Origin of the sequence: Enterocloster clostridioformis, from assembly GCF_020297485.1 — a bacterium.
In the GTDB taxonomy this organism is placed as follows: domain Bacteria; phylum Bacillota; class Clostridia; order Lachnospirales; family Lachnospiraceae; genus Enterocloster; species Enterocloster clostridioformis.
Map to the genome: position 1 here is coordinate 896184 of NZ_JAIWZC010000001.1, position 20983 is coordinate 917166.

The 20983-nt window shown below is 43.0% G+C and carries 22 protein-coding genes and 2 pseudogenes; 5 read left to right on the forward strand and 19 right to left on the reverse strand.

The features are described 5' to 3' along the window. Positions 1 to 174: 174 nt before the first annotated feature. On the reverse strand, positions 175 to 1359 hold the full coding sequence (locus tag LA360_RS04325) for a PucR family transcriptional regulator (RefSeq protein ID WP_022201004.1): 1185 nt from the start codon (positions 1357 to 1359) through the stop codon (positions 175 to 177). A gap of 251 nt (positions 1360 to 1610) precedes the next feature. Between LA360_RS04325 and LA360_RS04330 the strand changes: the two genes are divergently transcribed. Next, the gene (locus tag LA360_RS04330; RefSeq protein WP_022201003.1) at positions 1611 to 2426 is read left to right on the forward strand and encodes a hypothetical protein; all 816 of its coding nucleotides are present in this window, start codon (positions 1611 to 1613) and stop codon (positions 2424 to 2426) included. Positions 2427 to 2450: 24 nt separating this feature from the next. Further along, on the forward strand, positions 2451 to 2543 hold the full coding sequence (locus LA360_RS31795) for a DUF6783 domain-containing protein (protein ID WP_316110990.1): 93 nt from the start codon (positions 2451 to 2453) through the stop codon (positions 2541 to 2543). A gap of 92 nt (positions 2544 to 2635) precedes the next feature. Here the strand turns inward: LA360_RS31795 and LA360_RS04335 are convergent, their stop codons facing one another. The 10 genes and pseudogenes from LA360_RS04335 to LA360_RS04380 all read right to left on the reverse strand — a co-directional run bounded on the left by LA360_RS04335 (position 2636) and on the right by LA360_RS04380 (position 10625). Further along, entirely contained in the window at positions 2636 to 3634 is a 999-nt protein-coding gene (locus LA360_RS04335; protein ID WP_112482663.1) for a Fic family protein, read from the reverse strand. A 240-nt stretch (positions 3635 to 3874) separates the two neighbouring features. Beyond that, positions 3875 to 4369: an NUDIX hydrolase gene (locus tag LA360_RS04340; RefSeq protein ID WP_022200719.1), complete on the reverse strand. Its 495-nt coding sequence runs from the start codon at positions 4367 to 4369 to the stop codon at positions 3875 to 3877. Positions 4370 to 4395: 26 nt separating this feature from the next. After that, positions 4396 to 4779, reverse strand: a complete 384-nt coding sequence (locus tag LA360_RS04345) for a hypothetical protein (protein ID WP_089775213.1) — start codon at positions 4777 to 4779, stop codon at positions 4396 to 4398. Positions 4780 to 4950: 171 nt separating this feature from the next. Then, positions 4951 to 6027, reverse strand: a pseudogene (locus tag LA360_RS04350) (M56 family metallopeptidase); the annotation flags it as partial. Between the two features lie 308 nt (positions 6028 to 6335). Then, complete coding sequence (locus tag LA360_RS04355) at positions 6336 to 7001, reverse strand: GNAT family N-acetyltransferase (protein WP_022200715.1); 666 nt, start codon at positions 6999 to 7001, stop codon at positions 6336 to 6338. Between the two features lie 8 nt (positions 7002 to 7009). Next, entirely contained in the window at positions 7010 to 7489 is a 480-nt protein-coding gene (locus LA360_RS04360) for an SAM-dependent methyltransferase (protein ID WP_089775211.1), read from the reverse strand. A 222-nt stretch (positions 7490 to 7711) separates the two neighbouring features. Next, complete coding sequence (locus LA360_RS04365; protein ID WP_089775209.1) at positions 7712 to 8536, reverse strand: MerR family transcriptional regulator; 825 nt, start codon at positions 8534 to 8536, stop codon at positions 7712 to 7714. Positions 8537 to 8575: 39 nt separating this feature from the next. After that, positions 8576 to 8770, reverse strand: a complete 195-nt coding sequence (locus LA360_RS04370; protein WP_022200712.1) for a hypothetical protein — start codon at positions 8768 to 8770, stop codon at positions 8576 to 8578. Further along, complete coding sequence (locus tag LA360_RS04375; protein ID WP_112482665.1) at positions 8742 to 9653, reverse strand: immunoglobulin-like domain-containing protein; 912 nt, start codon at positions 9651 to 9653, stop codon at positions 8742 to 8744. The genes LA360_RS04370 and LA360_RS04375 overlap by 29 nt, the downstream gene beginning before the upstream one ends. A 411-nt stretch (positions 9654 to 10064) precedes the next feature. After that, entirely contained in the window at positions 10065 to 10625 is a 561-nt protein-coding gene (locus LA360_RS04380; protein WP_022200710.1) for a hypothetical protein, read from the reverse strand. A 417-nt stretch (positions 10626 to 11042) separates the two neighbouring features. Here LA360_RS04380 and LA360_RS30255 point away from each other — a divergent pair, with 417 nt between their 5' ends. Further along, on the forward strand, positions 11043 to 11243 hold the full coding sequence (locus LA360_RS30255; protein ID WP_225537306.1) for a hypothetical protein: 201 nt from the start codon (positions 11043 to 11045) through the stop codon (positions 11241 to 11243). A gap of 27 nt (positions 11244 to 11270) precedes the next feature. Further along, on the forward strand, positions 11271 to 11732 hold the full coding sequence (locus LA360_RS04390) for a GyrI-like domain-containing protein (RefSeq protein WP_022200709.1): 462 nt from the start codon (positions 11271 to 11273) through the stop codon (positions 11730 to 11732). A 468-nt stretch (positions 11733 to 12200) separates the two neighbouring features. Here the strand turns inward: LA360_RS04390 and LA360_RS04395 are convergent, their stop codons facing one another. From LA360_RS04395 to LA360_RS04425, 8 genes and pseudogenes are all read right to left on the reverse strand, one after another. Next, positions 12201 to 13448, reverse strand: a complete 1248-nt coding sequence (locus tag LA360_RS04395; RefSeq protein ID WP_022200708.1) for a DUF6070 family protein — start codon at positions 13446 to 13448, stop codon at positions 12201 to 12203. A gap of 334 nt (positions 13449 to 13782) precedes the next feature. Next, on the reverse strand, positions 13783 to 14526 hold the full coding sequence (locus LA360_RS04400) for a sugar isomerase domain-containing protein (RefSeq protein WP_002595454.1): 744 nt from the start codon (positions 14524 to 14526) through the stop codon (positions 13783 to 13785). Between the two features lie 209 nt (positions 14527 to 14735). Continuing rightward, entirely contained in the window at positions 14736 to 16010 is a 1275-nt protein-coding gene (locus LA360_RS04405; RefSeq protein WP_002595455.1) for a PTS ascorbate transporter subunit IIC, read from the reverse strand. A gap of 17 nt (positions 16011 to 16027) precedes the next feature. Next, a complete protein-coding gene (locus LA360_RS04410) occupies positions 16028 to 16315 on the reverse strand; it encodes a PTS sugar transporter subunit IIB (RefSeq protein ID WP_002583495.1) in 288 nt (95 codons plus the stop codon). Between the two features lie 33 nt (positions 16316 to 16348). After that, entirely contained in the window at positions 16349 to 16783 is a 435-nt protein-coding gene (locus tag LA360_RS04415) for a PTS sugar transporter subunit IIA (RefSeq protein ID WP_022200707.1), read from the reverse strand. Positions 16784 to 16806: 23 nt separating this feature from the next. Further along, positions 16807 to 18720, reverse strand: a complete 1914-nt coding sequence (locus LA360_RS04420) for a BglG family transcription antiterminator (RefSeq protein WP_022200706.1) — start codon at positions 18718 to 18720, stop codon at positions 16807 to 16809. Positions 18721 to 18909: 189 nt separating this feature from the next. Next, positions 18910 to 19026, reverse strand: a pseudogene (locus LA360_RS32100) (transposase); the annotation flags it as partial. A 220-nt stretch (positions 19027 to 19246) separates the two neighbouring features. Then, positions 19247 to 20176 carry a helix-turn-helix domain-containing protein gene (locus LA360_RS04425; protein ID WP_112482666.1) on the reverse strand — a complete coding sequence of 310 codons (930 nt, stop codon included), beginning with the start codon at positions 20174 to 20176 and terminating at the stop codon, positions 19247 to 19249. 203 nt (positions 20177 to 20379) lie between these two features. On the opposite strand from LA360_RS04425, the gene LA360_RS04430 reads away from it, so the two are divergent. Further along, a complete protein-coding gene (locus LA360_RS04430; RefSeq protein WP_002583499.1) occupies positions 20380 to 20961 on the forward strand; it encodes a TetR/AcrR family transcriptional regulator in 582 nt (193 codons plus the stop codon). The last annotated feature ends 22 nt before the right edge of the window (positions 20962 to 20983 follow it).

Consider the following 20983-nt stretch of genomic DNA (forward strand, 5'->3'; position numbering starts at 1 on the left):
ACACCTCCCTCGCCTTGATATATTCATTATAATTGCGTTAGAATCCTGTTTCTATATCCTGGGAGTCAAGGTTTTTCTGTATAATTTGTCCAAATAAACAAAAGGATCAAAAAACGGCATAGACAATACCAACTATGCCGCATGCTATCAAACCACTCTGTTCTATTCATTTTTTCAAAAACTTATTTTAAAATTCATCTTCAACGCCAGCACCGCCAAATATAGTCTGAAGTTATCATCGGGATTTCTAAGGTCAAGTCCCGTCAGTTCCTGAAGCCGGTTCAGCCTGTATTTCACCGTATTTTTGTGGGTATACATCCGGTCTGATACACGTTCCATGTTGGCCCCGCACTCGTAATACATAACCAATGTATCCAGCAGCTCCTGATTTTTGACAGCCCCTAAGACACTGGTAAATACATGTTCGGACGGCGAAACCAATATCTTTTCCAACTCACAGTATGGTTCCAGCTTCTTATAAAAATGCAGAAACTGGTTTCTGGAAAGGGTATACCCCACCTTCATTGCCTTAAACGACAGGCTGTAAGAATCCCGGATTCCTTTTAAGCCTTTTTTTACAGGACCAACGCCGCACACAATCCCCTTACCCTCTGCCTTCCATATTTTTTTTAAATAATCCTCATCCAAATAATTTTCCAGATACTGCTCCAGCCTTTTTGCTTCCTTCGCCTCCGCCAGTAATAAGAAGCCCTTCTCCAGACGGATCATGGGACATCCTTGGATTGAACCGCTGTCCAGCAGGTAGCGCTGTAAGGTTTGGCATAAAAAACGGATTGCTTTCTTTTCCTGTTCCGAAGGTATGTATTTTTTCCTGAAGCAGATATTAACTGCTGAAAAATAGTCCTCATCCGCTTCAAAGCCAAAGAGGCGTCCTCTCTCAGCCATAAGAATTTCATCGGTATAGTTTTCATAGATAATATCCTTTACATATTTTTCCAGGATAGATGAGGTGTTTTCCTCTTCAAAAATCAGGTTCATTACATTCATCAGCAAATCAATATATGGCGTTTCAAAGGGAATTTCAAGCAGAGGAAGGCTGCATCTGTCCGCGGTCTCTTTTACTCTTTCTGAAATAACATTAACATATTGCCCTGTTTTGACAGCAACACAGCAGCACGTATCTGCCAAATCCTCAATCAGCCGGCACTGAGCTTCCTCGCTTTTGCGTACAGAGTAAAAGCTTGTAATCAGAAAGTCATTTCCTTTCAGCCATCGTTTAATATCCGGCACTTCCATGACAGTCACGTGCTCTACCTTCCTTTGAAGTCCATTTTCCCCAGACAATACATGGATTCCCCTAAATGCCGGAAGACGTAATAAGTCGCTCACCTTCGCCATAATTCCTTCCCCCTATCCTTTTGTTAAGTAGAGTAAAAAATTTATTATAATAATATCTTTTATAAAATGCAATCCGTTTTCTTTGTTATTTTTAACAAATTTGTAATTAATAATTTGTTGTTTTTAATAAACTTCCTATTTTCTCTTGACTTTCTCAATGTGAAGATATATTATAAGATTTTCCCATTTAGGTTCAGTTTTACTTTACCATATTTTAGTATTTTCTCACAATTTAAAGGAGGATATGCTTTATGAACAAAAATGATACCAATATTACATTTTCCTCATACTTTAATGATATTACAATTCATTTCTATGAGGACATTGCTTTCATGGAATCTGTCGGAAAAAAATTCGGCATTGATGTTAACAAGGACTACTTTCTTGCGATGTCGTTTCTCTATCCCTCTGACATGATTGTCGCCTACGAAGATAAGCATGCATTAATGGAACTGTTAACCCCAATTGTGGCATATGGTCCTTTAAATAAGTCCGTTGATTCCCCGCAGTTCATTACATGCGATAAGGGAACCGCACTCTTTTTGGCGGCACACACAAAGGAAGAATTATTAAATGCCAGCACCATGGCATGTGATAAAGCTCTGGAACTTTTAAAGAAGAGCCTGCCAGACGTCTTTATCCGTATCGGCATCGGCACTTTAGAAAACGGTTTGACCGGCATTGAGCGCACATACCAAAACAGCCTGCGAGCCGTTAATGCCGGAGAAAAATTCAAAAAAGAACGCCGTGTTCTGGATTTTATCGGAATGGAGATATACAGCGCAATTAATGCCATGGTTCTGGCTCACGGACAGTCTTTAATCAGTACCATTTTACTGCAGTTAACCGATGAGGAACAGACGATTCTTGGAAAATACTATAAGTGTAAGGAACAGGTTCCTGCTGTCGCTGCGGCATTACACATCAGTGAGGCTGAAGTCCGGAATGCATTATGCAGAGTGAAAGAAAAAACCGGCCTGGATGTCAATGATACGGAAGACAATTTTAAATTAAATTTTATTATGATTGCAAAAAGAGTGCTGGAAAAAGAGAAGAAGCGACGCTGACAATCACACCACATAGTTGAGCCGATGACCAGGGCGTGTCCGAAAATTGCTTTCCGCCAGCTGTGCGTTCCGCTTTGTGGGAGATTTGGCTCAAATGAAGGGCGCATAGCGGGCTAAGTAATCTGAATTTGAGCCCATAAGTCATAGTTCTCCAGTATCGGAGGCTATGACTTTTCTTTTTAAAACTCAAGTATCTTTTCTTAAGATTTTTAATACTCTTCATATGCAAATACTCGGTTTCTGGAAGCATTGGTTGTTTCTTTTAAAATTCCAATCTCCACTAATTTATTTACCGCATTTGACACCGTATTATAACTTAACTCCAAAGCACTCGCTGTTTTTTTGATATCAATGATTGGGTACTGTTCGATATAATCAAAAAGTGATCTCACATTATCTTTTTTACGAGTTGTTTTTGGTAATATTCCAAGATTTTTCTCATGAAGTTTTGACAGTGCTTCAATTGTTATCAAGGAGTCTTTCGCTGCCGCTGATACTGCTTCTAAAAAGAACGTTACCCATTGTTCATAATTACCGCTTCGTCTTACTTCTGAAATCCTGTCATAATACTCAATCTGATTTTTCTTCAGAAAATAAGAAATATATATGACTGGCTTGTCCAACAAATCTTGTTCCATCAAATATAATAAAATCATCATTCTCCCAACGCGGCCATTTCCGTCCAAAAAAGGATGGATTGTTTCAAATTGATAATGAATCAATGCAATCCAGATCAGCGGATCATAATCATCCCCTTCGTTCATATACTTTTCCAGTTCTGACATTGCCTGATTCATATCTTCTACATTCGGTGGAATATACCTGGCTTCCAATAAGGAGCAATTCGCAGCTCCAATCCAGTTTTGGGATCTTCTGAATTCCCCTGGATTTTTTTCCTGTCCACGAACACCCGATAACAATTTCTCGTGTATTTCTCTAAATAATCGTCCGCACAAAGGTAATTTCTTAATTCTCTCCAATGCATAGGAACATGCATCCACATAATTGATGACATCGATAACATCCAGATTCGCTGTATTGTCTAGCTCTGGATCTAGCACATCATCCAAGGTACACTGTGTTCCTTCAATCTGGGAAGAAATCAAGGCTTCTTTTCGAACGTACATAGAAATAAATAGTTCAACGTTTGGTATCAGTTTTGAAGCTGTGTCCAATTTCACCAGTTCTCGATTCGCTTCTACTAGTATAACTCGATTTAAATAAGCTTACAATTTAAGCATTGGTAGTAATCTGATTTCTTGGCTTACGTGTCCGTGCTTTGGGCGCACGTTTCCCTTGGTTTTCAGGATAATAATGTAAACTTATTAAAATCGAGTTATACTAGTTTTTTTACCATATCACTGCCTATTTCTAAGACAGGGTCTGGTGGTAACGCTGCAGGCTTAAACGATTTATATTGTGCATTTCCTGTTAGGTTATTTTATTGTTCAAATAGCTTCCTTTACCATATTACTGACATCAAGCAATGGATGCAGTTCCCCGTTTTGGGCCATACGGAACAGCTCACGTTTTGTCACCCATTTAACATCTATAACTTCTGTTTCCTGAAGTATGATATCCGAAATATCAATATTTTTATAGAATATCCACACATCATATAGATCCTGAGTCTCCTCACGGCATATCTGAGAAATCCTCCGTCCTTTTGCCGGATTCAGTTTTATCCCCAGCTCTTCTTTTACTTCCCGAACGGCGCCAATCAAGCTGTTTTCTCCTGCCAGGACGGAACCACCAGTACATTCCCAGCAGAGAGGATACTGTTTATTCGGATGCCTTCGGGATAGGAGATACTCTCCCCGGTCATTTTGTATCCATACGCTTACAACAAGATGATAGTACCCCTTGGGTATGGCCATTCCCCGCATCCACGTAAGTCCTGCTTTATTTCTTTTCACATCATACAGATCCCATTTCTCTTTCATAGTAGACCTCTTTAGTTTCAAGTTTTTTACAAGCTCTGATTCAAACCCTTTTCGGTATTAATCAGTCTCCTCAAACGCTTGTGTCCTTCCTGCATCCGCTTCTCAGTATTTTCAAGCCAGTTTTCTTCCACATATTCCCAGAATGGAAGCAAGGTTTCCTCCCCCTCCTGTACAAAGGGGTAAAACAGCTCAAACGTTTCGTTTTCCAGAGAAATTTTTGCAACGAACTTTGTTTCTATTCTTTCCGATTCCGGCTCACTATTCATTTCCACGATATATCCATCTATGATATTCCTTGCTGCCTCTTTCTCCTCAGACAATTCCAGCTCATCCATGGCCTGAAGCATTCCTTTTATCAATGGGTCATCCTCTGGTTCCCTGATCCGCTTCCAGTCTGCCTGAAATGTCATTCTCCTGACTACATCCCCGTCTTCTTTGCTTTCTTCTGTAACGACAACCTCGCAATTCTTCAGGTCATACAGTTATCAACAAAATCATTATTTCTCGTACATCCCGACAGGCATATGGCTACCATGATTGAAATTACCCCAAGCCTGGTCCCTGATATTTTCAATTTAAATTCACTCCTTTTTACACAAGTATTCCAGCCTGGCCAGATTCTCTTCCATTTTGTCCAGTACTCTTTTCTTCTGCGCTTCTGTCAAAAATCCATCTGCCGCTGCATCTTCCAAAATCTCTGGCACTTCTTCCATATCATTTCTGTATGTTTCAGCAGTCAAAGGCGTATTCCGGTTCACAAGTTCCGGCCGCATGACAATAGTTGGGTTGAAGGCTACCATGACCGTTTCTGTTTCTATCGGAAACGCTCCTTTATAGATGACAAACTCCCCTTTTTCTCTGTCAGCCTTCAGACGGGCCAAATCCCGTTCCATGGCTATGACATCCGGATCCCCCTCTCCTCTGTCCTCTTTAACAACTTCTACAATCCTCTGATACTCTTCCACCGAATACATCTCAAAAATCCCTCCAAGGGTCGGGTCATCATCCCAAGATTCCAGAGTAAAAGCACTGGATGGCACCACACCGTAGACTGCTATGCAGCTTATGGTCATTGCAATGGACAGCATGATTCCCAAAAGGGAGATTTTTTCTTTTATATGCATGATATGAAGAATACGTTCCTTCATAAGACTTTGACCCAGGCCGGAAGTCAGAAGATTAATCCCTGCCCTCTTTGCTTCCAGCTCTACCAGCAAATTGGCATAAGTTTTTCGTTTATCCCTCCCCACTGCCCGAACCACCGCTTCATCGCAGGCCAGTTCCATATCCCTGCTAGCCAATGCATACATAATCCACACCAGGGGATTGAACCAGTGGCAGACGCAGGCAGCAGCCAGACACAGCTTTTTCAGGGCGTCCAGGTGCCGGATATGAGCCAGTTCATGTTCCAAAATCAGCTCCAAGCTTTCCCTGTCCCTCCAGTCTGTCTGTTTTGGAAGCAGAATAACCGGGAATAAGATGTTGTAGGTTAAGGGGGAATCAATCTCGTCCGAAATCCGGACTGTGATTCTGCGAAAAAAGTTCTTATATTCTAGCCAACTGTGGATCCAGGAAGATTTCTCTATAAGAACTGCGGTGCGGTATTTCTTCATGCCTGCAAAATGAACATGGCCTAAATACAGGCCGAAAATCAAAGCGCCGGTAGACCACTAAATTTTTAATATATTCCGGTCAAAATCCGGCCATGCCTTGGCTGCCTGCCAGGTCCCTGCCGGGAGGGACATGCGGGTGGGAGGGGGGTATATCCGGTATAAATTCGGCTAATCCATCCGCCACAGGAATGGGAATCCCAGCTGATATGGGAATCATCAGCTTACACCAGGCAAGTATCCAGAGAAAGGAAAAAACTTGCCTGGGCATTCTTGCAGAAAAAAGCTTCCGAAAAAGCATGATAACTAGAATCAGGAAAGAAGCCGCAAGGCTCATCTGCAATACTTTCATAGACTCACTCCACCTCGTTAATCATTCGCTTTAACTCCTCCAACTCCTCTTTTGACAAGGATTTCTGGGATAACAAGGCTGAAAACAGCATGGGAACAGAGCCGTCAAAGACACTGTTTATAAATTCCCGGTAATCTGCTTTCGTCATGCCGTATAAATAGTAATCACACCAGGTATTAACCATTTTCCCCTCATGGATATGGCCCTCCCGCCTGAATCCGGCCTTTTCCAGTGTTTTATATGACGCAATATTCTGAATGTGGACATCCGACCAGAGCCTTTGCAGTTGCGTTTCCTCAAAACAGAAGACCACCACTTTTGCCAGCGCCTCTGCCATAAGGCCTTTTCCCTGATAAGCCGGGGACAGGCGGAATGCCACTTTTGCCATACGGTCCTTTTCAATGAGATAGACCCACATCTCCCCCACCACTTTATCGTCTTTTTTATGGACGATACCCCAGTGCAGGCTTTTTGTTGGTTTCTCTTTTTTCTGGAACAACAGCTCCGGGTTCAGGTCACCTTTACCAGGACGCTTTCCCCAGTATTGATACAGCGAAGGAGCACCCATCCATTCCTTCAAATCCGCAACATCACTGACTTGCAATGGACGCAGTATCAGCTGACCGGTTTCCAGAACAGGCTTTTTATCCATGTAATCCTGCAGTTTCATAAAGCCTCCTATGAAAAATTGAAAACCTGCCCCCAGTCAAAATAGCCCGATTCCTCAGTACTTTTCGGCCACTTACTACACCATACGGGAACACCCAGCGTTTCCACCCTGTCCAGACTGGGGGTATAAGGCTTGATATCAAGTACCGGCGTACCATTGTCTGCGTCAAGGAAAGTAACCCGGATAAGCCCTTTCTCCTGATCAGTATGAATGATTTCCGCTGCTGTCAGGGCAATGGGATTAGGACGCAGCGGCGATCTTGTGGCAAAAACGCCCATTACCTCCGGCCCATCCCTGTAAGGCTTCTCTGTCAGCAGCACACTTCGGTCTTTTTCTCTGTCATGGCCGCTGAACCACCAGATCACGTTGATATGGCTGAATCCTTCCAACGCTTCCAGACCCGGAATATACTCCGGCTCTAACACAATCCATGTCCCGCTTTCGTCATTTCTTACCGTTCCAATCGGTTTCAACTGATATTGTTCCATACCGTACCTCCTGCTTTTAAATCCCGCAGACATTCTTACATGCACTCCATCTGGAAGAATTTACAGCTGCCCATGCATCCGCAAACTGCTCCGTGCATGTTAGAACATTTGCCATTTCTGTTTACAATAGCAGTATAATACCTCACACCATGTAAGATACAAGAGGAAAAATAAGCTGCAGCTCTGCAAACTACCCATTTATTCAAAAATGCCCTGTATGTTTCACAGGACATTTTGTAAAGGCTCAACCGGAATCTGGAGCTCGGTCAGATACTTTGCCGGGTCGTTTTCATTCCAGGGGCCCCTGTGTACAATCTGACGTACCGGGGCAGACATTTGATAATTGCTGTTTTTCTGCAGCCATTTGGCAAAAGCCAGATACGCTTTTTTGATATTTGAAAATTCCCCATATACCATGGTGCTGGCCATGGCCGGTACCGCCTCCGTCATGCGAAAACAGAACGGCTCTCTGTTTTCACCCGCTTTTTTTACAGGGGCGCATAATTCCATGTCAACATCCTGCTCCCGATACTCCGTATCATGATAAATGGTAAAGGTATCACTGGATATTTCTATCTCCTCTTTTTCTGCAAAAGCAGAAAGCTCCTTCCATAAATCGCCCTCTGAGTAATAGGTCGGTACAGTCCTGCGCAGGGAGAGTACCTGGCAGGCCGGTATTGATTTCATGGAAATATGGTAATGCAGCTCGCTTTTACTCCCCTGTATTTCTTCTTTCGCAACTGCGATTTTCAGAAGCCTCTCCTGCTCTTTTTGTATGGCCTGCTCAATCTCCAGACATTTTTTATTAAGAGATACCAGAAGTGCATGGTCATCCATTTCCAGCGCCAGGGCAATTTCAGAAACCTGAAAGCCGCTGTCACGCAGATACCGGATTCTGTCAAGCCGTGGTATCTGCTCTACCGAATACAGACGGTGCCCCGTCCACCTGTCAACCTCTGCCGGCTTCAAAAGCCCTGCTTCGTCATAATATCGCAGCATCCGGACAGATACCTGTGTCAATTTTGAAAATTCGCCAATCCGAAACATCCTCTATCACCACCTGTATATGATTATACCGGATGTTTTTTATACTTCAAGGCTTTTGAAATGGCCATGCACCGTCACCAGTTCTTCAAAACTCTCTGCCTCAATTCCGCAGACAATATATTCCCCGGTCGAAAGTTCCCTTTCTATAAAGCCCTCCGACATCTTTTCCGGAACAATTTCAGCAAATCCTCCTGCATTATCTGCTTTAAATGAAAGGCGCCTTTCGGGGTTCAATGGCCAGTTCCCCCTCTATTCCTGCCATCCTTCCGTGGCCCACAAGAAACTCGGCCCCCAGTGTTTCCACCACCAGCCTGTATACCCCCGGTTCCAGCGTGCCATATATATCAAGATTGTATGTCTCGCTGGCACTCTCCCCATCCGGAAGGATATTGGCAATATCCTGGAAACCAACGTTATCCGCCCTTACCGGTATCGTATACCACTGTCCGTCTATCTGCTTCTGGAGGGAGAAGTATTCCCCATAGGAAAAATCCTCCCCGCTTCTATTCGTAATCCGTACCGTGATTTCACTTGTCCCGATGTCCTCGACTGTCATAGTCAGACCCTCCGGGCCTTCTTCCGTCTGCTCATCCGCTTTCAGAAGGAAGATACTGTGATATGCAGACAAGCGCCCTGCATTGGGAAAATCCAGGACATTCAGGGTATCGTCCTCATCATTGCCTTCCATCTGTTCCCACAAAAGAGACAACTCCGTATCCCCATTATAAACCGTCCCGTCATTCTTAAGCCAGACACCGCCGGATGCTGCCACGGAAATATCATGGCCGTCCTTATCGCTGCTCCAGAACCCGTAAAAAGGAATATCCATCTGGGAGAGGGCGCTTTCCTCTGCCTCCAGAAGAGGAATAGCATTGATTTTTTTAATCAGTTCCTTTTCTTTACCTCTGTCATACAACGTCCTGACCGCAACCGTTTCCCCATCAAAATAATACATCTGGAAGGCGCTTGTATCCGGGCTTGCACCGGCAAGGATGTTACCACCTTTGCCATTACTTCTGCCGTTTCGTATTCCATACAGAATCGCTGTCAAAACAAGCAGAACGATAATCAGAACTGGTGTATATGTTTTCATCCAAAGCTGTTTATATGTTTTCACTGACGTTCTCCTTTCCGGTGATTTCCTTTATAAGGCGTTGTTCCTTTCCATGCTCGATGAAACCATCAACCTTGATGAAATTCCAACGACATCCAGCGTCCATGCTGCTCTTTGACACCTCCGGCATTTAGGCATGGGTTACAAACAATCCCAAGTATGCCAACCGTGCTTCCGCCAATCCGGCTATCCAACAGATGTACATTAACGGATACTTCTGTTATTTCTATCTGCTTTAACTTCATGCCCTAAAATCCTGTTTGTTACATACACCTTCTTCGGTTGGATGCTGTTATACCTATGACACGCATTGGAGATGCGAAAAGGTGACCTTTTTGGAATATTTTTCAGACATGCCGGTTTTTTGGTGAAAGAAATGCAGGGTTCATAAATGTTTCACGAAAAAGAGGACATTTATGCCACTTTTACAATACAGATCCGGGTTGCTTTCAGGCCGCTGCCTGAAGGACTTCCCCATACCTGAATGTGCTGGCCGGATGCCAGGTCTGCCGCTGTTGCTGCTGACATTTCAGCTCTGGCCCCTCCATCGTAGATCGTTTGTATGGCAAACAGCGTATTTTCATCGTATGTAACTGCAACCTTATTAAAATCAGAATCATCCCCGCTGCCAGGCGATACCATGATATCCCCGCCGTTATCTGATTTTTCCGTAACAGATTCAACCACCGTTAACTGTCCGTCCTTCAGGTCTTTGGCATCTCCTTCCAGATTAGGAGTGCTGTCAACCCACTCCGCAGATGTACCGGTTGTAGTTTGCGCTTCCAGCTGTTCCGCAGATGGTTCCGGAGTAGAAACATCATCTTTTATATCATCCTCCTGAATCGGTTCTCCTTGAAACATCCGCGGTTCCTCTGCATCCGGCGCTTCCTCCGTCTTTCCACAGGCGCATACGGCAAGGCTCAGGATGCACAGCACCCCTGTCAATAAGATCATTTTTCCTGCTTTCTTTTTCATTTCGTTCTCCTCTCATATAAAATACAAATCCACAGTTTATCCAAATTTTCTGCGAATTTTTTATCCATTCTATCAGAGTAGTCTCTAAAAAACCTCTAAAAAATCTTAAAAAAGAATGAACTTCTTTATTTTTTCATTGACCGATTTTAAGAAGGCTTTTGTTTTCAGGTCTTTCCGAAATCGGTCAATGGCGGTAAAATTGACAGTAGAGGATAAAGGAATACAGATGAAACCAGTTTTTGATTTTCGCATATCCCGTTCAATTTTCAAACGTTCCCGTCATGGTAAAAGATTTTATCAAAGCCAATCCGGATCTTTGGAAGGATAAAAAAGTACTTTGTGTTGCTACTATGGGATTGTTTAGCGGAGACGGCGCGGGCTGCTCGGCACGGTTATTAAAAAAATGACGTAAAGCTGATGAAAAAGTCCCCCGAAGAGAATCAGGAAATCATCCGGGAAGCAGACAGAAAGATTGAAAAATGTGCAGAGGAAATCAGGAAAGGCAGTTATCCCAGGAACGGTCTGCATCTTTATAACAGAATCGCCGGATTACTCTGCCAGCGTTTATGGTACTATGGCAGGACAAAGAATTACTCGGATAAATTGATTGAGTGTTGAACATAAAGCGAAAGGAATGACAAATCAATGAAAATCGAAAGATGCAAAAAAGAGTCCTTTATTGTAATAAGAAAAGAGGGGGCAACAACAGACGGAGCTGGCTTTATTCAGAAGCTATGGGATGAAGCGAATTCCCATTTTGGAGAAATTCAGAATTTGGCACAGAAAGATGAAAATGGGAACATTAGCGGAATATGGGGTGCAATGTCTGATTTTTCCCGTTCCTTTCAACCTTGGGAAGACTTTAATAAAGGACTTTACCTTGCGGGAGTGGAGTGCAATGATGACGCAGAAGCCCCTGATGGTTGGACAAAGTGGGTAATTCCCGGCTATGAATATATCTATGTAGAACGTGAAAACGGTGGTATTTTTCCAGAAGTAATACAATATCTGGCGGATAATAATATTACATTGGTCGGGGCAGTTCACGAGTTTACCTGTCCACAGACCGGGAAGGGATATATGTTTTTCCCGATTAAAAAATTGTAAAAATAAGAGTTTACGGAGGAAAATAGAATGAATTTCTATCTGCGGAATTGATTGTACGAAATGCGAATTAAACAGCACTTGTAATTCAGCTACAAGAAACAAGGAGGGGTGTGGGTTTGAAAAAATGTCTCCTTTTTGGTAAGAATCCAGATATGACAATTCTTATCGAATAGGAGGGTATGACGGAAGATGCCAACAAGGGCCTGTTGAAGACCACCGCCCGGAGTCTTCAAACCATACAGATAAAGACCCGCTGGCAGGCTGTCTGATGGACCTTGCCGGTATCCTGTATTGGTTCAATCCTCTGGTATGGCGGGCCCTGCGGGAAATGCTCAGTGACCGGGAGATTGCCCGCGGTGCTTCCTGTCTGCTTGCTTCTGCCGGCCTGCAAATAAACTTCCGACTGCCACTACTAAAAATAACAGGATAAACGAGTCCCCTTTCTGAATAACCATCTTAAATCTTCAACTAATCATTCCCTCCATATACCTCTTTCCACTGGTCTTCTGACAGCCGTTCCGAATGCCACCATGGTTCAAAGCCGACCTCTGGAAAAATGATCTGATTTGATACATATTGAAAACCACCATCGTCAAGGGGACGGACCACCGTTTTATGGGTGAATGCTCTGGAGGTGTTCTCTTCCGGGTATACGGCGTTCACGGTAAGGGTTATGGTTCCATCGTTTTTTTCTTCATAGCTTACCACTTCCGGATATGGAATATCTGGATACTCAGCCTCATAAAATCCTCTCGGCCTGTATTCATAGTTTTGATCTTCCGGAATATAGGTTGTCTTTTTCCGCAGCTCCTCATGGTCTATTCTGAAATGGACCTCAACGACATGTTCAAATATCTCTGCCGATATCCTGTAAACGGCCCCGACACCTGAATCATCATTGGCCTCAAAAGGAACCGGCAGTTCATAAATATCAGGATAGAACCTGTCGAACAAATCGTAAAAATCCAAATTTCCAAAATTCTGTTCGCTCCAGTCAACAAGGAAAAGATTATTTCCTCCATACCCCACTGGCAACAGATAAGCTCTGTTTAATTTCCTGCATGTTTCATCCAGCGGCAGCACCCTTAGAGCCGTATGTTCCGGCTCATCACTAAGTGAAAGTGCATAATAGATTTCGGAATAATGACTTCCCTCAAACAGCAGATAGCCTTCTTTTGTATATTCCCATGAATCTACAGGATAGCTCACTGTGCTCATGTTTTCCAGTCTCCCATTTACATACTGATAATATCCTCTGACCACATCCACTGTACCATCTACTGTATGGAGGTTATATTTAATGAATCCACCGGAACTGGTGACCACTATCATTGTCAGCTCGGCCTCCTGTTTCCCGTCTACCGACCTGCAAAAACGTAAAACCTGTTCCGGGCCAGCCATATCAATCTGATTTTCTTCGTCTGCCACAACGTAACCATGTTCCCCAATCCTTTCAACGATACTTCTCACCACCTCCTTGTTACTTAAGGTTCCCATCCCAGCTGCCTGATTGTAAATATCACGATAAAGGGCAGCAATATGTTCTGCATCGGAATCAAGGTTCTCTTTCGGTTGTTCTCTTTCCAAATGTTCTTCGCTGACCGCTGCTTGTTGCGGCATATCATGATTTTCCTGTGTTTTTCTGCCGCATCCGTTCACTGCTAGAATAAGGATACCTGCAGCAATAAACAGCCTCTGTTTTCCCGCCTTTTTCATCTCTGTCAGACCAGCCTTTCTGGACAATTTTCTCATGCAGGATGCACATATGTCAATACTTTGGACAAAAAAAGTTGAAAGTCTATGCCACTTTTTTTAATTCTTCCTCCTTATTTACTTCCCGCAGCTCAGAATGGTAACTTATTTATCTAATCCCTGCGCCTTCGTCCCGTCGGCGTTTCTGCCTACAGTATGTCCCATAGTCCGTATTTCCAAGCAAGAGCTTTTTATCTGGCAGATTCTTATATGAATTATTATCAAGAGAGGCGCCCTCTCTAAACGGGGTGCCTCTCTTGTGCTGTCTGCTGACTTTGAATGTGACAGACTGATTCCATCAAAATTTATACCGTATCACTTCTCTATACTCTTGGTACATTCTCTGATTTAGCTCATCTCCCCCGTCCAGATTGGCACTGTAAAAAATTGGGGGCTTTTCGATCCCTGAATCTACCATTTTCTGGGCGAGTTCTGCTACAATAGTGTTGAGCATAGCTGCTCCGATCACGGTGGATGTGGGCGATACTTTCTGTTCTAATCCGCTGATTTTAACACAGGCGTCACCGATATCACCGTGGTTGTCAAGTATGATATCTGCAAGCTCAAATACCCGCTTCCCGGAAGGGTGCCTGGAGGTTACTGATTTTGAATAGGAAAGGTTTGTGACAGCAATCACATGGGATTTCTTTTCTTTTGCCTCAGCAGCAATTTCTATTGCTACGGGATTGCGTCCGGACACGGAGTGCACAATCAGCACGTCGCCGGATTGAAAATCAGCTCTGCTTTCTGCCAGCATTTTTCCATAGCCAGTACAGCGCTCCATTTTACTCGTCAGGGTGATGGGGCTTGAGTCGAGCATAAGCTCTCTTCCGAATATGGGATTAAAAAGCATAAGTCCGCCAGCGCGGTAATACAGTTCTTCACTTAAAATACCGGCATGACTTGCGCCAAAAGTGTAAATGGTAGATTTGTTTTTCACACATTCATAGAGCATATCAACTGCCTTTTTAATATTTTCACATTCTTCGGTCTCAATCGTCTTGAGAAGCTCGTAAATACGATCTATATATTTGAAACTCATAAAATATCCACCTTTTTATTGTCAATTGGTAACTGTTCAGTAGGTCTGCGCACTTGCTGCGCTGACCGTAAGAAAACGTAGTACAGACAGGCAGAAGTCCATCGATGAAGTCGGCGCGGACCGAAACGGAATGCAGATTTTAGGACGGACTTTTGCCCGGAACTATGAAGGTACTGAACCGTTACGTCAATTGCAGTTTATGTTATGGCTTATCCGATCAAACGGGCGATCAGTCCTTCAATAATTCCCCACAAGGAGAAATCCTGTCCTCCATAAACCAGCATCCACTGTTGAATCGTGTTGTTGAAGAAATAAGAACCAAAGCCCACGAGGAATACCATGATAATACCGGAAACCGCAGCACCGATCACGCAGCCTCGAACTCCTCCGGTGGCATTTCCAATGATAGCGGCACATCCAATCTCAAAGAAGCATGTGGAGACAAGCGGAATAACAACTGTCGGAAACATGCCAGCAGTAAGCAGAATTGTGATTATTGAAGTCACCATTGCCACTAAGAAGCCGATCACAAGGGCATTTGGCGCGTATGGGAAAATTACAGGTACGTCGAGCGCAGGGATTGCATTTGGAACGAATTTATCTGCTATTCCTTTGAAGGCAGGAACAATCTCTGCTATTAACATACGTACACCCTGGAGCATGATCGTGATACCAACTCCGAAGTAGATAGCGTGGGTGAAAATGTATGTAAAGATGCCGGTTTTCCCCTCAGCATATTCCCATACCTGTGCTGGATCGTAGCCGTTGGCAATCAGGATGCAGTACATGACAATATATGTAACCGCAATCGCGAAGGAACCAGTGATAGCAATTTCCCGCAAAAATCCAAGTGATGAGGGTATTTTAAGGTCCTCAGTAGATTTTTCCTTGTTCCCCACAGCTCTTCCGAGAAGACCGGAAAGTACGGACAAGCAGGTTGTCGGGTGTCCGATTGTGAAGGAATCATCCCCTGTTACCTTTTTTACAAATGGTCTCATAAGATTTGGTGAAACTACCATATAAAGCGCTGTGAAAGCGGCGGCAAGAATGATCAGCTTTCCGCCTGTGAGACCTGCATCAACTCCAGCTGCGATAAAAACGTATGGGAACCAATATAACATATGCCCTGTCAGGAAAATGGATTTCCAGCGTGTGAAGCGCGCGATGAACAGGTTGATGGCAAAGGCTGCGATCATAACGATTCCGATCTCAGTGCCATACATTGTGCCGATGTCAACTGTTTTTGATTCTACTGCCCGCGGCACAATCGTGTTAAAAGCAGTAGATATACCGTCAATAGAACTTCCGGTGATAAGGCCTGTCCCAGTGGACAGAATAAAAAAGCCAACTGCTGTCATGACGGTTCCGCGGATAATCTCAGAAAAGGATTTTTTCTGAAGGATCAGTCCGATACATGCAATCAATGCGATAAAAATTGCCCCCTGGCCAAAAATCTCATTGATGATAAAATTGAAGACTCCCATAACATCCTCCTGTTTAACTATTTTAATGTCTCGAAATAAGTGAGTGTTTTCTCTTCCACTTCTTGTTTGTTCATGAAGTTGTTGAAAACGACGATAGGAACTTTTGCGCGCCCTTCAATGCGCTGTGCGAGCTCTTTTGAGATAAAGATAACATCGCAATCATTTGCGCAACAGGTTGCCACGTCTCCGCAGAAGGCTTCAATCTCTACGTTGTGCTGTTTTGCAATGGTCTCAACGTTCATGCGCAGCATGAGGGAAGAACCGCAGCCGTAGCCGCATACTGTCTGAATCTTTGGCTTTTTCATAATGTGTCACCTCCATTTTGTTTCATCATTTTTTTATTCCCGAAATAAAGAAAATAATTCTTCTTTATTTTTACAGGCTGCTATTTTATCAATACTGCTGCTTTCCATCAGCTTTTCAGCGATTACCTGAAGCTGTTCGATGTGGGATGTGCGGTCAGTGCAGGCCAGACACATCACGACGGAGACAGGTCCGTTTTCACTGTGGAAATCAATCGGTTCTCTGAATGTTGCGATTGATATGTCTGTGTGGAGAACAAAGTTTCCGGGTGAAGCGTGAGCCAATGCAAAGCCGGGCATTAATACAATGTATGGACCGAGCTTATCAACGCTCTCGATCATCTGATGAATATACTCTTCTGTGATTGACTTGTTCGTGACAAGCGGGGCTGCTGCTGTCTGGATGGCTTCCTGCCAGGTGGAGGCTGTCTGCCCGATTAGGATATTGTTTAAAGATATATTGGCTGACATAAGTTTCTCCTTTCAGATGAATGTTAATCGTGTAGTTCTAAAATATCTTTAATTGTGATATCTTTTTCTTTTAGGCGTTTTAGGTTTTCCTCTTTCCCAAGAATATAGGCAAGATTGAGCAGGTCACTGTCTTCTTTGCGATTGTTTATTCCAAGGACAACTACTGCACAGATCTTCTTTTTATTAAAGTTGCCGAAGATCACCGGCTTTTTTAAGAGAAGCAGCGCAGAGCAGTTTCTGTGGATACCATCGTTCACACCAGCGTGCACATAGGCAATTTCCGGGGTGAGTACCATGTAAGTACCATAATTGCTTACTGCATTTATCATTTCCTCGATATATCTCTGCTCAATATCTCCCTTTTTTAGCAGTGGAGACGAGGCGATCCGTATGGCTTCATTCCAAGAATCACACGCATCAAGTATCTGTATATCCTGAGGTGAGATGTAGTTTCCGATGCAATGTCTGTCTACTTGGAGTGAGTAAGACTTCAAAAAAGTGGAGCACATCAAAGAATAAGAATCGTGATATAATTTTTGACGTATTTGCTCCAAATCTTTTTGAGTCAATAAAGGCTCTACAACGATTACTGGGATGTGGTCGTGAGTGTAATCGTTGGCTGATACAATCAGATCAATTTTGTTTGCCTGTAGATACTCATCCGCATCAATCAGTGAGCATGGCCCCCATATATTGCAATCAGGGAGAGCACGTTCAAGACGCAGCTTTAACACTGCACTTGTGGCCACTCCATAGGAGCAGATAATAAGTATATCAAGCGATACAGTTTCCTTAATGCTTGTCTCGTAGATTGAAGTCAGATACATGGCAATGTATGCGATTTCGTTTTCATCAAAAACAATGCCGTATTTTTCTTCTACTTTACACATTTCATGCAGAGTAAATTCAAACATTAAAGAGACAGACATCTTGACCTCATTTAGCAATTCGTTGCGGATATGGATTTTACTGCGACTGCGGTAAATGGCAGCTCTTAGGTGGACCGTCAATCCGTCTATGATCTCACGGAGAGAATCACGCTCAATGGGGTATACTTGAGCGAGTGATGAGATCAGCTCCTGGGATATCATTTGTGCTTCATCCCGCGTACTCATGTTTAATATAGGCTGGTTTGTTCTCTCAGCCTGAATAAGAGAGCATATAAAATACTGCTCAGAGTCAGTTGAAATATATTTTTCAATGACCTTTTTGAGATCGGAATCATCTTTGTATACCCAATTTTTCCTCAGGGAGTGACCGTTTTCAATACGGCTTAAAATGTATGAGAGTATGAGCTGTATTCTTTTAAAGTCCACGAACTGTATCTTTTTTAGCTCCTGTATGTCATTGACAATTGCCGTAGCAGTCGGGAAATTTGCCTGGATGGATTTGTCCTCTGAGAAGAGGCTGTATATTTCTTCTTTGCAAAGCTCCATTCCAAGAAGCTCTAAAAACTGAAAGCGGATACTTTTTTCCTCACCTTTTAAATGCAGTCCTCTGCCGGGCACCTTCTCAATCGCCAGCGTATTCCTGCGAAGCCGCTGTTCCAGGGAATCAAATTGATTGATTACAGTCTGCTTGCTCACAAGGCATACTTCTGCTAATTCCTGGAAGGTCGTGGTCTCACTGATGAGCAGCAGGGCAATGACCAGATTTTCTCGTTCTCTTCTGTTGTAAAACCTGGTGTCAGCTGTTTTTAAAAGCTCAGATATTTTTCGCTTTTCTTCGGGTGTACAGTTCAGAAAAACGCCTTTCCCAGTCTTTCTTGAGAGAGAAAGTCCTGATTCTTTTAAAAATGTTCCGATGGAGGACAGATCATTTCTACATGTGCGGTCGCTTATAGAAAATTTCATGGCAATATCGCAGATCGTTACATAATCGGTCTGTTTTATCAGGTATTCTACAATCTCCTTTTGTCTTTTTGAAACAGTAATCATAACGCTTCTCCTTTATCTGATTATCTATAAAAATGCTCTGTTTATCAATAAAAAATGTATTCAATTGTTCTGGCAATTTTTTTATTATCATCTCTCAGAGCAGATGCTATTTCTAATCGCTGAAAAGCTTGTGTGTCAGGGTGTATTCTGTATTAGTGTTACCAACCGCGTCACCTACTTTTTTGTATTTGAGGGACGTTCATTGTCCATTAAATACATGAATCGGATATTTACTTTGCAGCTGTCTTCGAGTTCTCTGAGTGACATATATCCGCTTGTCAAAAAGCCGAAAAGTACCGTATCAATACTTAGGAACGCATAATCTGGAAACAGAAAAGAGCATTATTACAGACGTGACAGACCGGACGCGGACTTCCAAAATTGAACATAGTATAAAAAGCCAGCGGAGCCGCCAAAAGCCGCCCCGCTAATCTGGATATTATTTATTTGTTTTTATTAACTCAATCTTCCGGTATAGAGATTTCCCGCTGTATAAAGCATATTCCAATCCATCCCAATATCCCTCCTATCTTTTATTTTCCAACGGTAAGGGCTTGACCCAAATTTCCATACAGGCCATATCTTTTAGGTCACGATAATACTTTTCTGCTGAGAAAGGCTCCGTTGTTAAGTTGTGATGCGGCAGCCATGTACCGAAAAGGTATTTTCCACCCTGATTCAAGGCATCCGTTACCAAATCCTCAAAATTTTCTGCCTCGATTCTGCAAACGATGTAATCTCCTGCCGCGAGTTTCCTCTTTACAAAGTATTCCTGCTGATGATGCGGGATATTTTGAATAAGACCACCCGCAAAATACGTGAAAAGACCCTGTGCCGTATCTTGGGTATGGGACATTCCCATTTCTACGTTTGTATTGATATTTGCTGCGATTGACGCCTTCTCCATATGATAGCGTCTCCAAAGCTGTCCCGGCACGTCTACACCTGTGCTTTCACCAACCGGAATTTGTTCAGAAATACGAACTTCCGTTTCCAAGCCGAGGTAAATTTCCGGTTCCGCCAACGTTTTTCTCTGGATTTCCAAGACGATATTTCCTACCACCAGCGGAACCCCTTCATCTACTAAGACATAATTCATGGAGACTTCCGGCTTGTCGAATGTGTTGAGCATTGGTAAATCTCTCCTGTACTCTTCGGGTGTGATTCCATACGTTTCCTTGAAGGCCCGCGTAAAATTTGCATGGCTTGTAAAGCCATAGTCCAGGGCAACGTCAAGTATTCTCTGTTCGGTATTACCCAGATTTTCAATCACCTTTGCCAGGCGGCGGAGCTTCACATATTCCTGAATCGGTTTATTTACCAGCCGCTTGAACAAACGCTGAAAGTAGAAAGGGGACAGGCCAACTATATTAGCCAGTTCTTCCGTATAAATTTCTTCTGTTAAGTGTTCCTCGATAAAAGTTAAGGATTGTTCGATTGCTTCCCATGCGTACATTGTTGTACCTCCTGTATTTGATGTTCACATTATATCATCTTATTTTTTGCCGGGCTTATCACACAATGCGCTTTTTTTCAGGAAATCGCTAGGGCACTGTGGCATTTTTTTTAATTACTTTAGATAATAATTGACAATGCGGACCATAAGTGATATATTCTATATGACTATATTGAACATTTAGTCACTAGGAGGTGATAAAAGTGCCGCGCTTTACTGAAAAAGAAAAAGCATTTATTAGTGATAAACTACTGGCCGAAGGCGAAAAACTTTTTTCCCTGCATGGATTAAAGAAAGTGACTGTTGATGATTTAGCTGTTGCCGCCAATATTTCCAAAGGCTCCTTTTATGCGTTTTATCCCAGCAAGGAACACCTGTATATCGAAATCAACTTTCAATTACAGCAGAAACTTTTTGAAAATATTGAAACAGTGGTGAAGAAGAAGCATTATCCTACGCAAAAGGCTTTAACCAAAGACGTCATTATGATGAGTCTTACCGGAATCATTACTTCTCCCATCCTGTCGCAGATTGATTTATCCATAATGGATTATCTGCAACGGAAGTTGTCCCCTGATATTTTCAGTAATCATATGTACAATGATATCCGCATATTGGAAATGTTGCAGCAAATGGGAGTACAGTTTACCGTTCCTCATACTGTATTGATTAAATCTCTATATTCTGTGTTGACCTGCCTGGAGCAGTTCAGGGAAGATGAAGAATTAGAACAGATACAAACACTTTTAGTTGATGGTATCGTGGAACAGGTTGTTAAAAAATAGCAGCACTTGTTTGGTTATTTGG

What these genes read in the sequence shown, in the direction of transcription:
- LA360_RS04325 (WP_022201004.1), bottom strand. Translation starts at nt 1,359, where the DNA reads ATGGCGAAGGTGAGCGACTTATTACGTCTTCCGGCATTTAGGGGAATC.
- LA360_RS04330 (WP_022201003.1), top strand. Translation starts at nt 1,611, where the DNA reads ATGAACAAAAATGATACCAATATTACATTTTCCTCATACTTTAATGAT.
- LA360_RS31795 (WP_316110990.1), top strand. Translation starts at nt 2,451, where the DNA reads ATGACCAGGGCGTGTCCGAAAATTGCTTTCCGCCAGCTGTGCGTTCCG.
- LA360_RS04340 (WP_022200719.1), bottom strand. Translation starts at nt 4,369, where the DNA reads ATGAAAGAGAAATGGGATCTGTATGATGTGAAAAGAAATAAAGCAGGA.
- LA360_RS04345 (WP_089775213.1), bottom strand. Translation starts at nt 4,779, where the DNA reads ATGACATTTCAGGCAGACTGGAAGCGGATCAGGGAACCAGAGGATGAC.
- LA360_RS04355 (WP_022200715.1), bottom strand. Translation starts at nt 7,001, where the DNA reads ATGAAACTGCAGGATTACATGGATAAAAAGCCTGTTCTGGAAACCGGT.
- LA360_RS04360 (WP_089775211.1), bottom strand. Translation starts at nt 7,489, where the DNA reads ATGGAACAATATCAGTTGAAACCGATTGGAACGGTAAGAAATGACGAA.
- LA360_RS04365 (WP_089775209.1), bottom strand. Translation starts at nt 8,536, where the DNA reads ATGTTTCGGATTGGCGAATTTTCAAAATTGACACAGGTATCTGTCCGG.
- LA360_RS04380 (WP_022200710.1), bottom strand. Translation starts at nt 10,625, where the DNA reads ATGAAAAAGAAAGCAGGAAAAATGATCTTATTGACAGGGGTGCTGTGC.
- LA360_RS30255 (WP_225537306.1), top strand. Translation starts at nt 11,043, where the DNA reads ATGAAAAAGTCCCCCGAAGAGAATCAGGAAATCATCCGGGAAGCAGAC.
- LA360_RS04390 (WP_022200709.1), top strand. Translation starts at nt 11,271, where the DNA reads ATGAAAATCGAAAGATGCAAAAAAGAGTCCTTTATTGTAATAAGAAAA.
- LA360_RS04395 (WP_022200708.1), bottom strand. Translation starts at nt 13,448, where the DNA reads ATGAAAAAGGCGGGAAAACAGAGGCTGTTTATTGCTGCAGGTATCCTT.
- LA360_RS04400 (WP_002595454.1), bottom strand. Translation starts at nt 14,526, where the DNA reads ATGAGTTTCAAATATATAGATCGTATTTACGAGCTTCTCAAGACGATT.
- LA360_RS04405 (WP_002595455.1), bottom strand. Translation starts at nt 16,010, where the DNA reads ATGGGAGTCTTCAATTTTATCATCAATGAGATTTTTGGCCAGGGGGCA.
- LA360_RS04410 (WP_002583495.1), bottom strand. Translation starts at nt 16,315, where the DNA reads ATGAAAAAGCCAAAGATTCAGACAGTATGCGGCTACGGCTGCGGTTCT.
- LA360_RS04415 (WP_022200707.1), bottom strand. Translation starts at nt 16,783, where the DNA reads ATGTCAGCCAATATATCTTTAAACAATATCCTAATCGGGCAGACAGCC.
- LA360_RS04420 (WP_022200706.1), bottom strand. Translation starts at nt 18,720, where the DNA reads ATGATTACTGTTTCAAAAAGACAAAAGGAGATTGTAGAATACCTGATA.
- LA360_RS04425 (WP_112482666.1), bottom strand. Translation starts at nt 20,176, where the DNA reads ATGTACGCATGGGAAGCAATCGAACAATCCTTAACTTTTATCGAGGAA.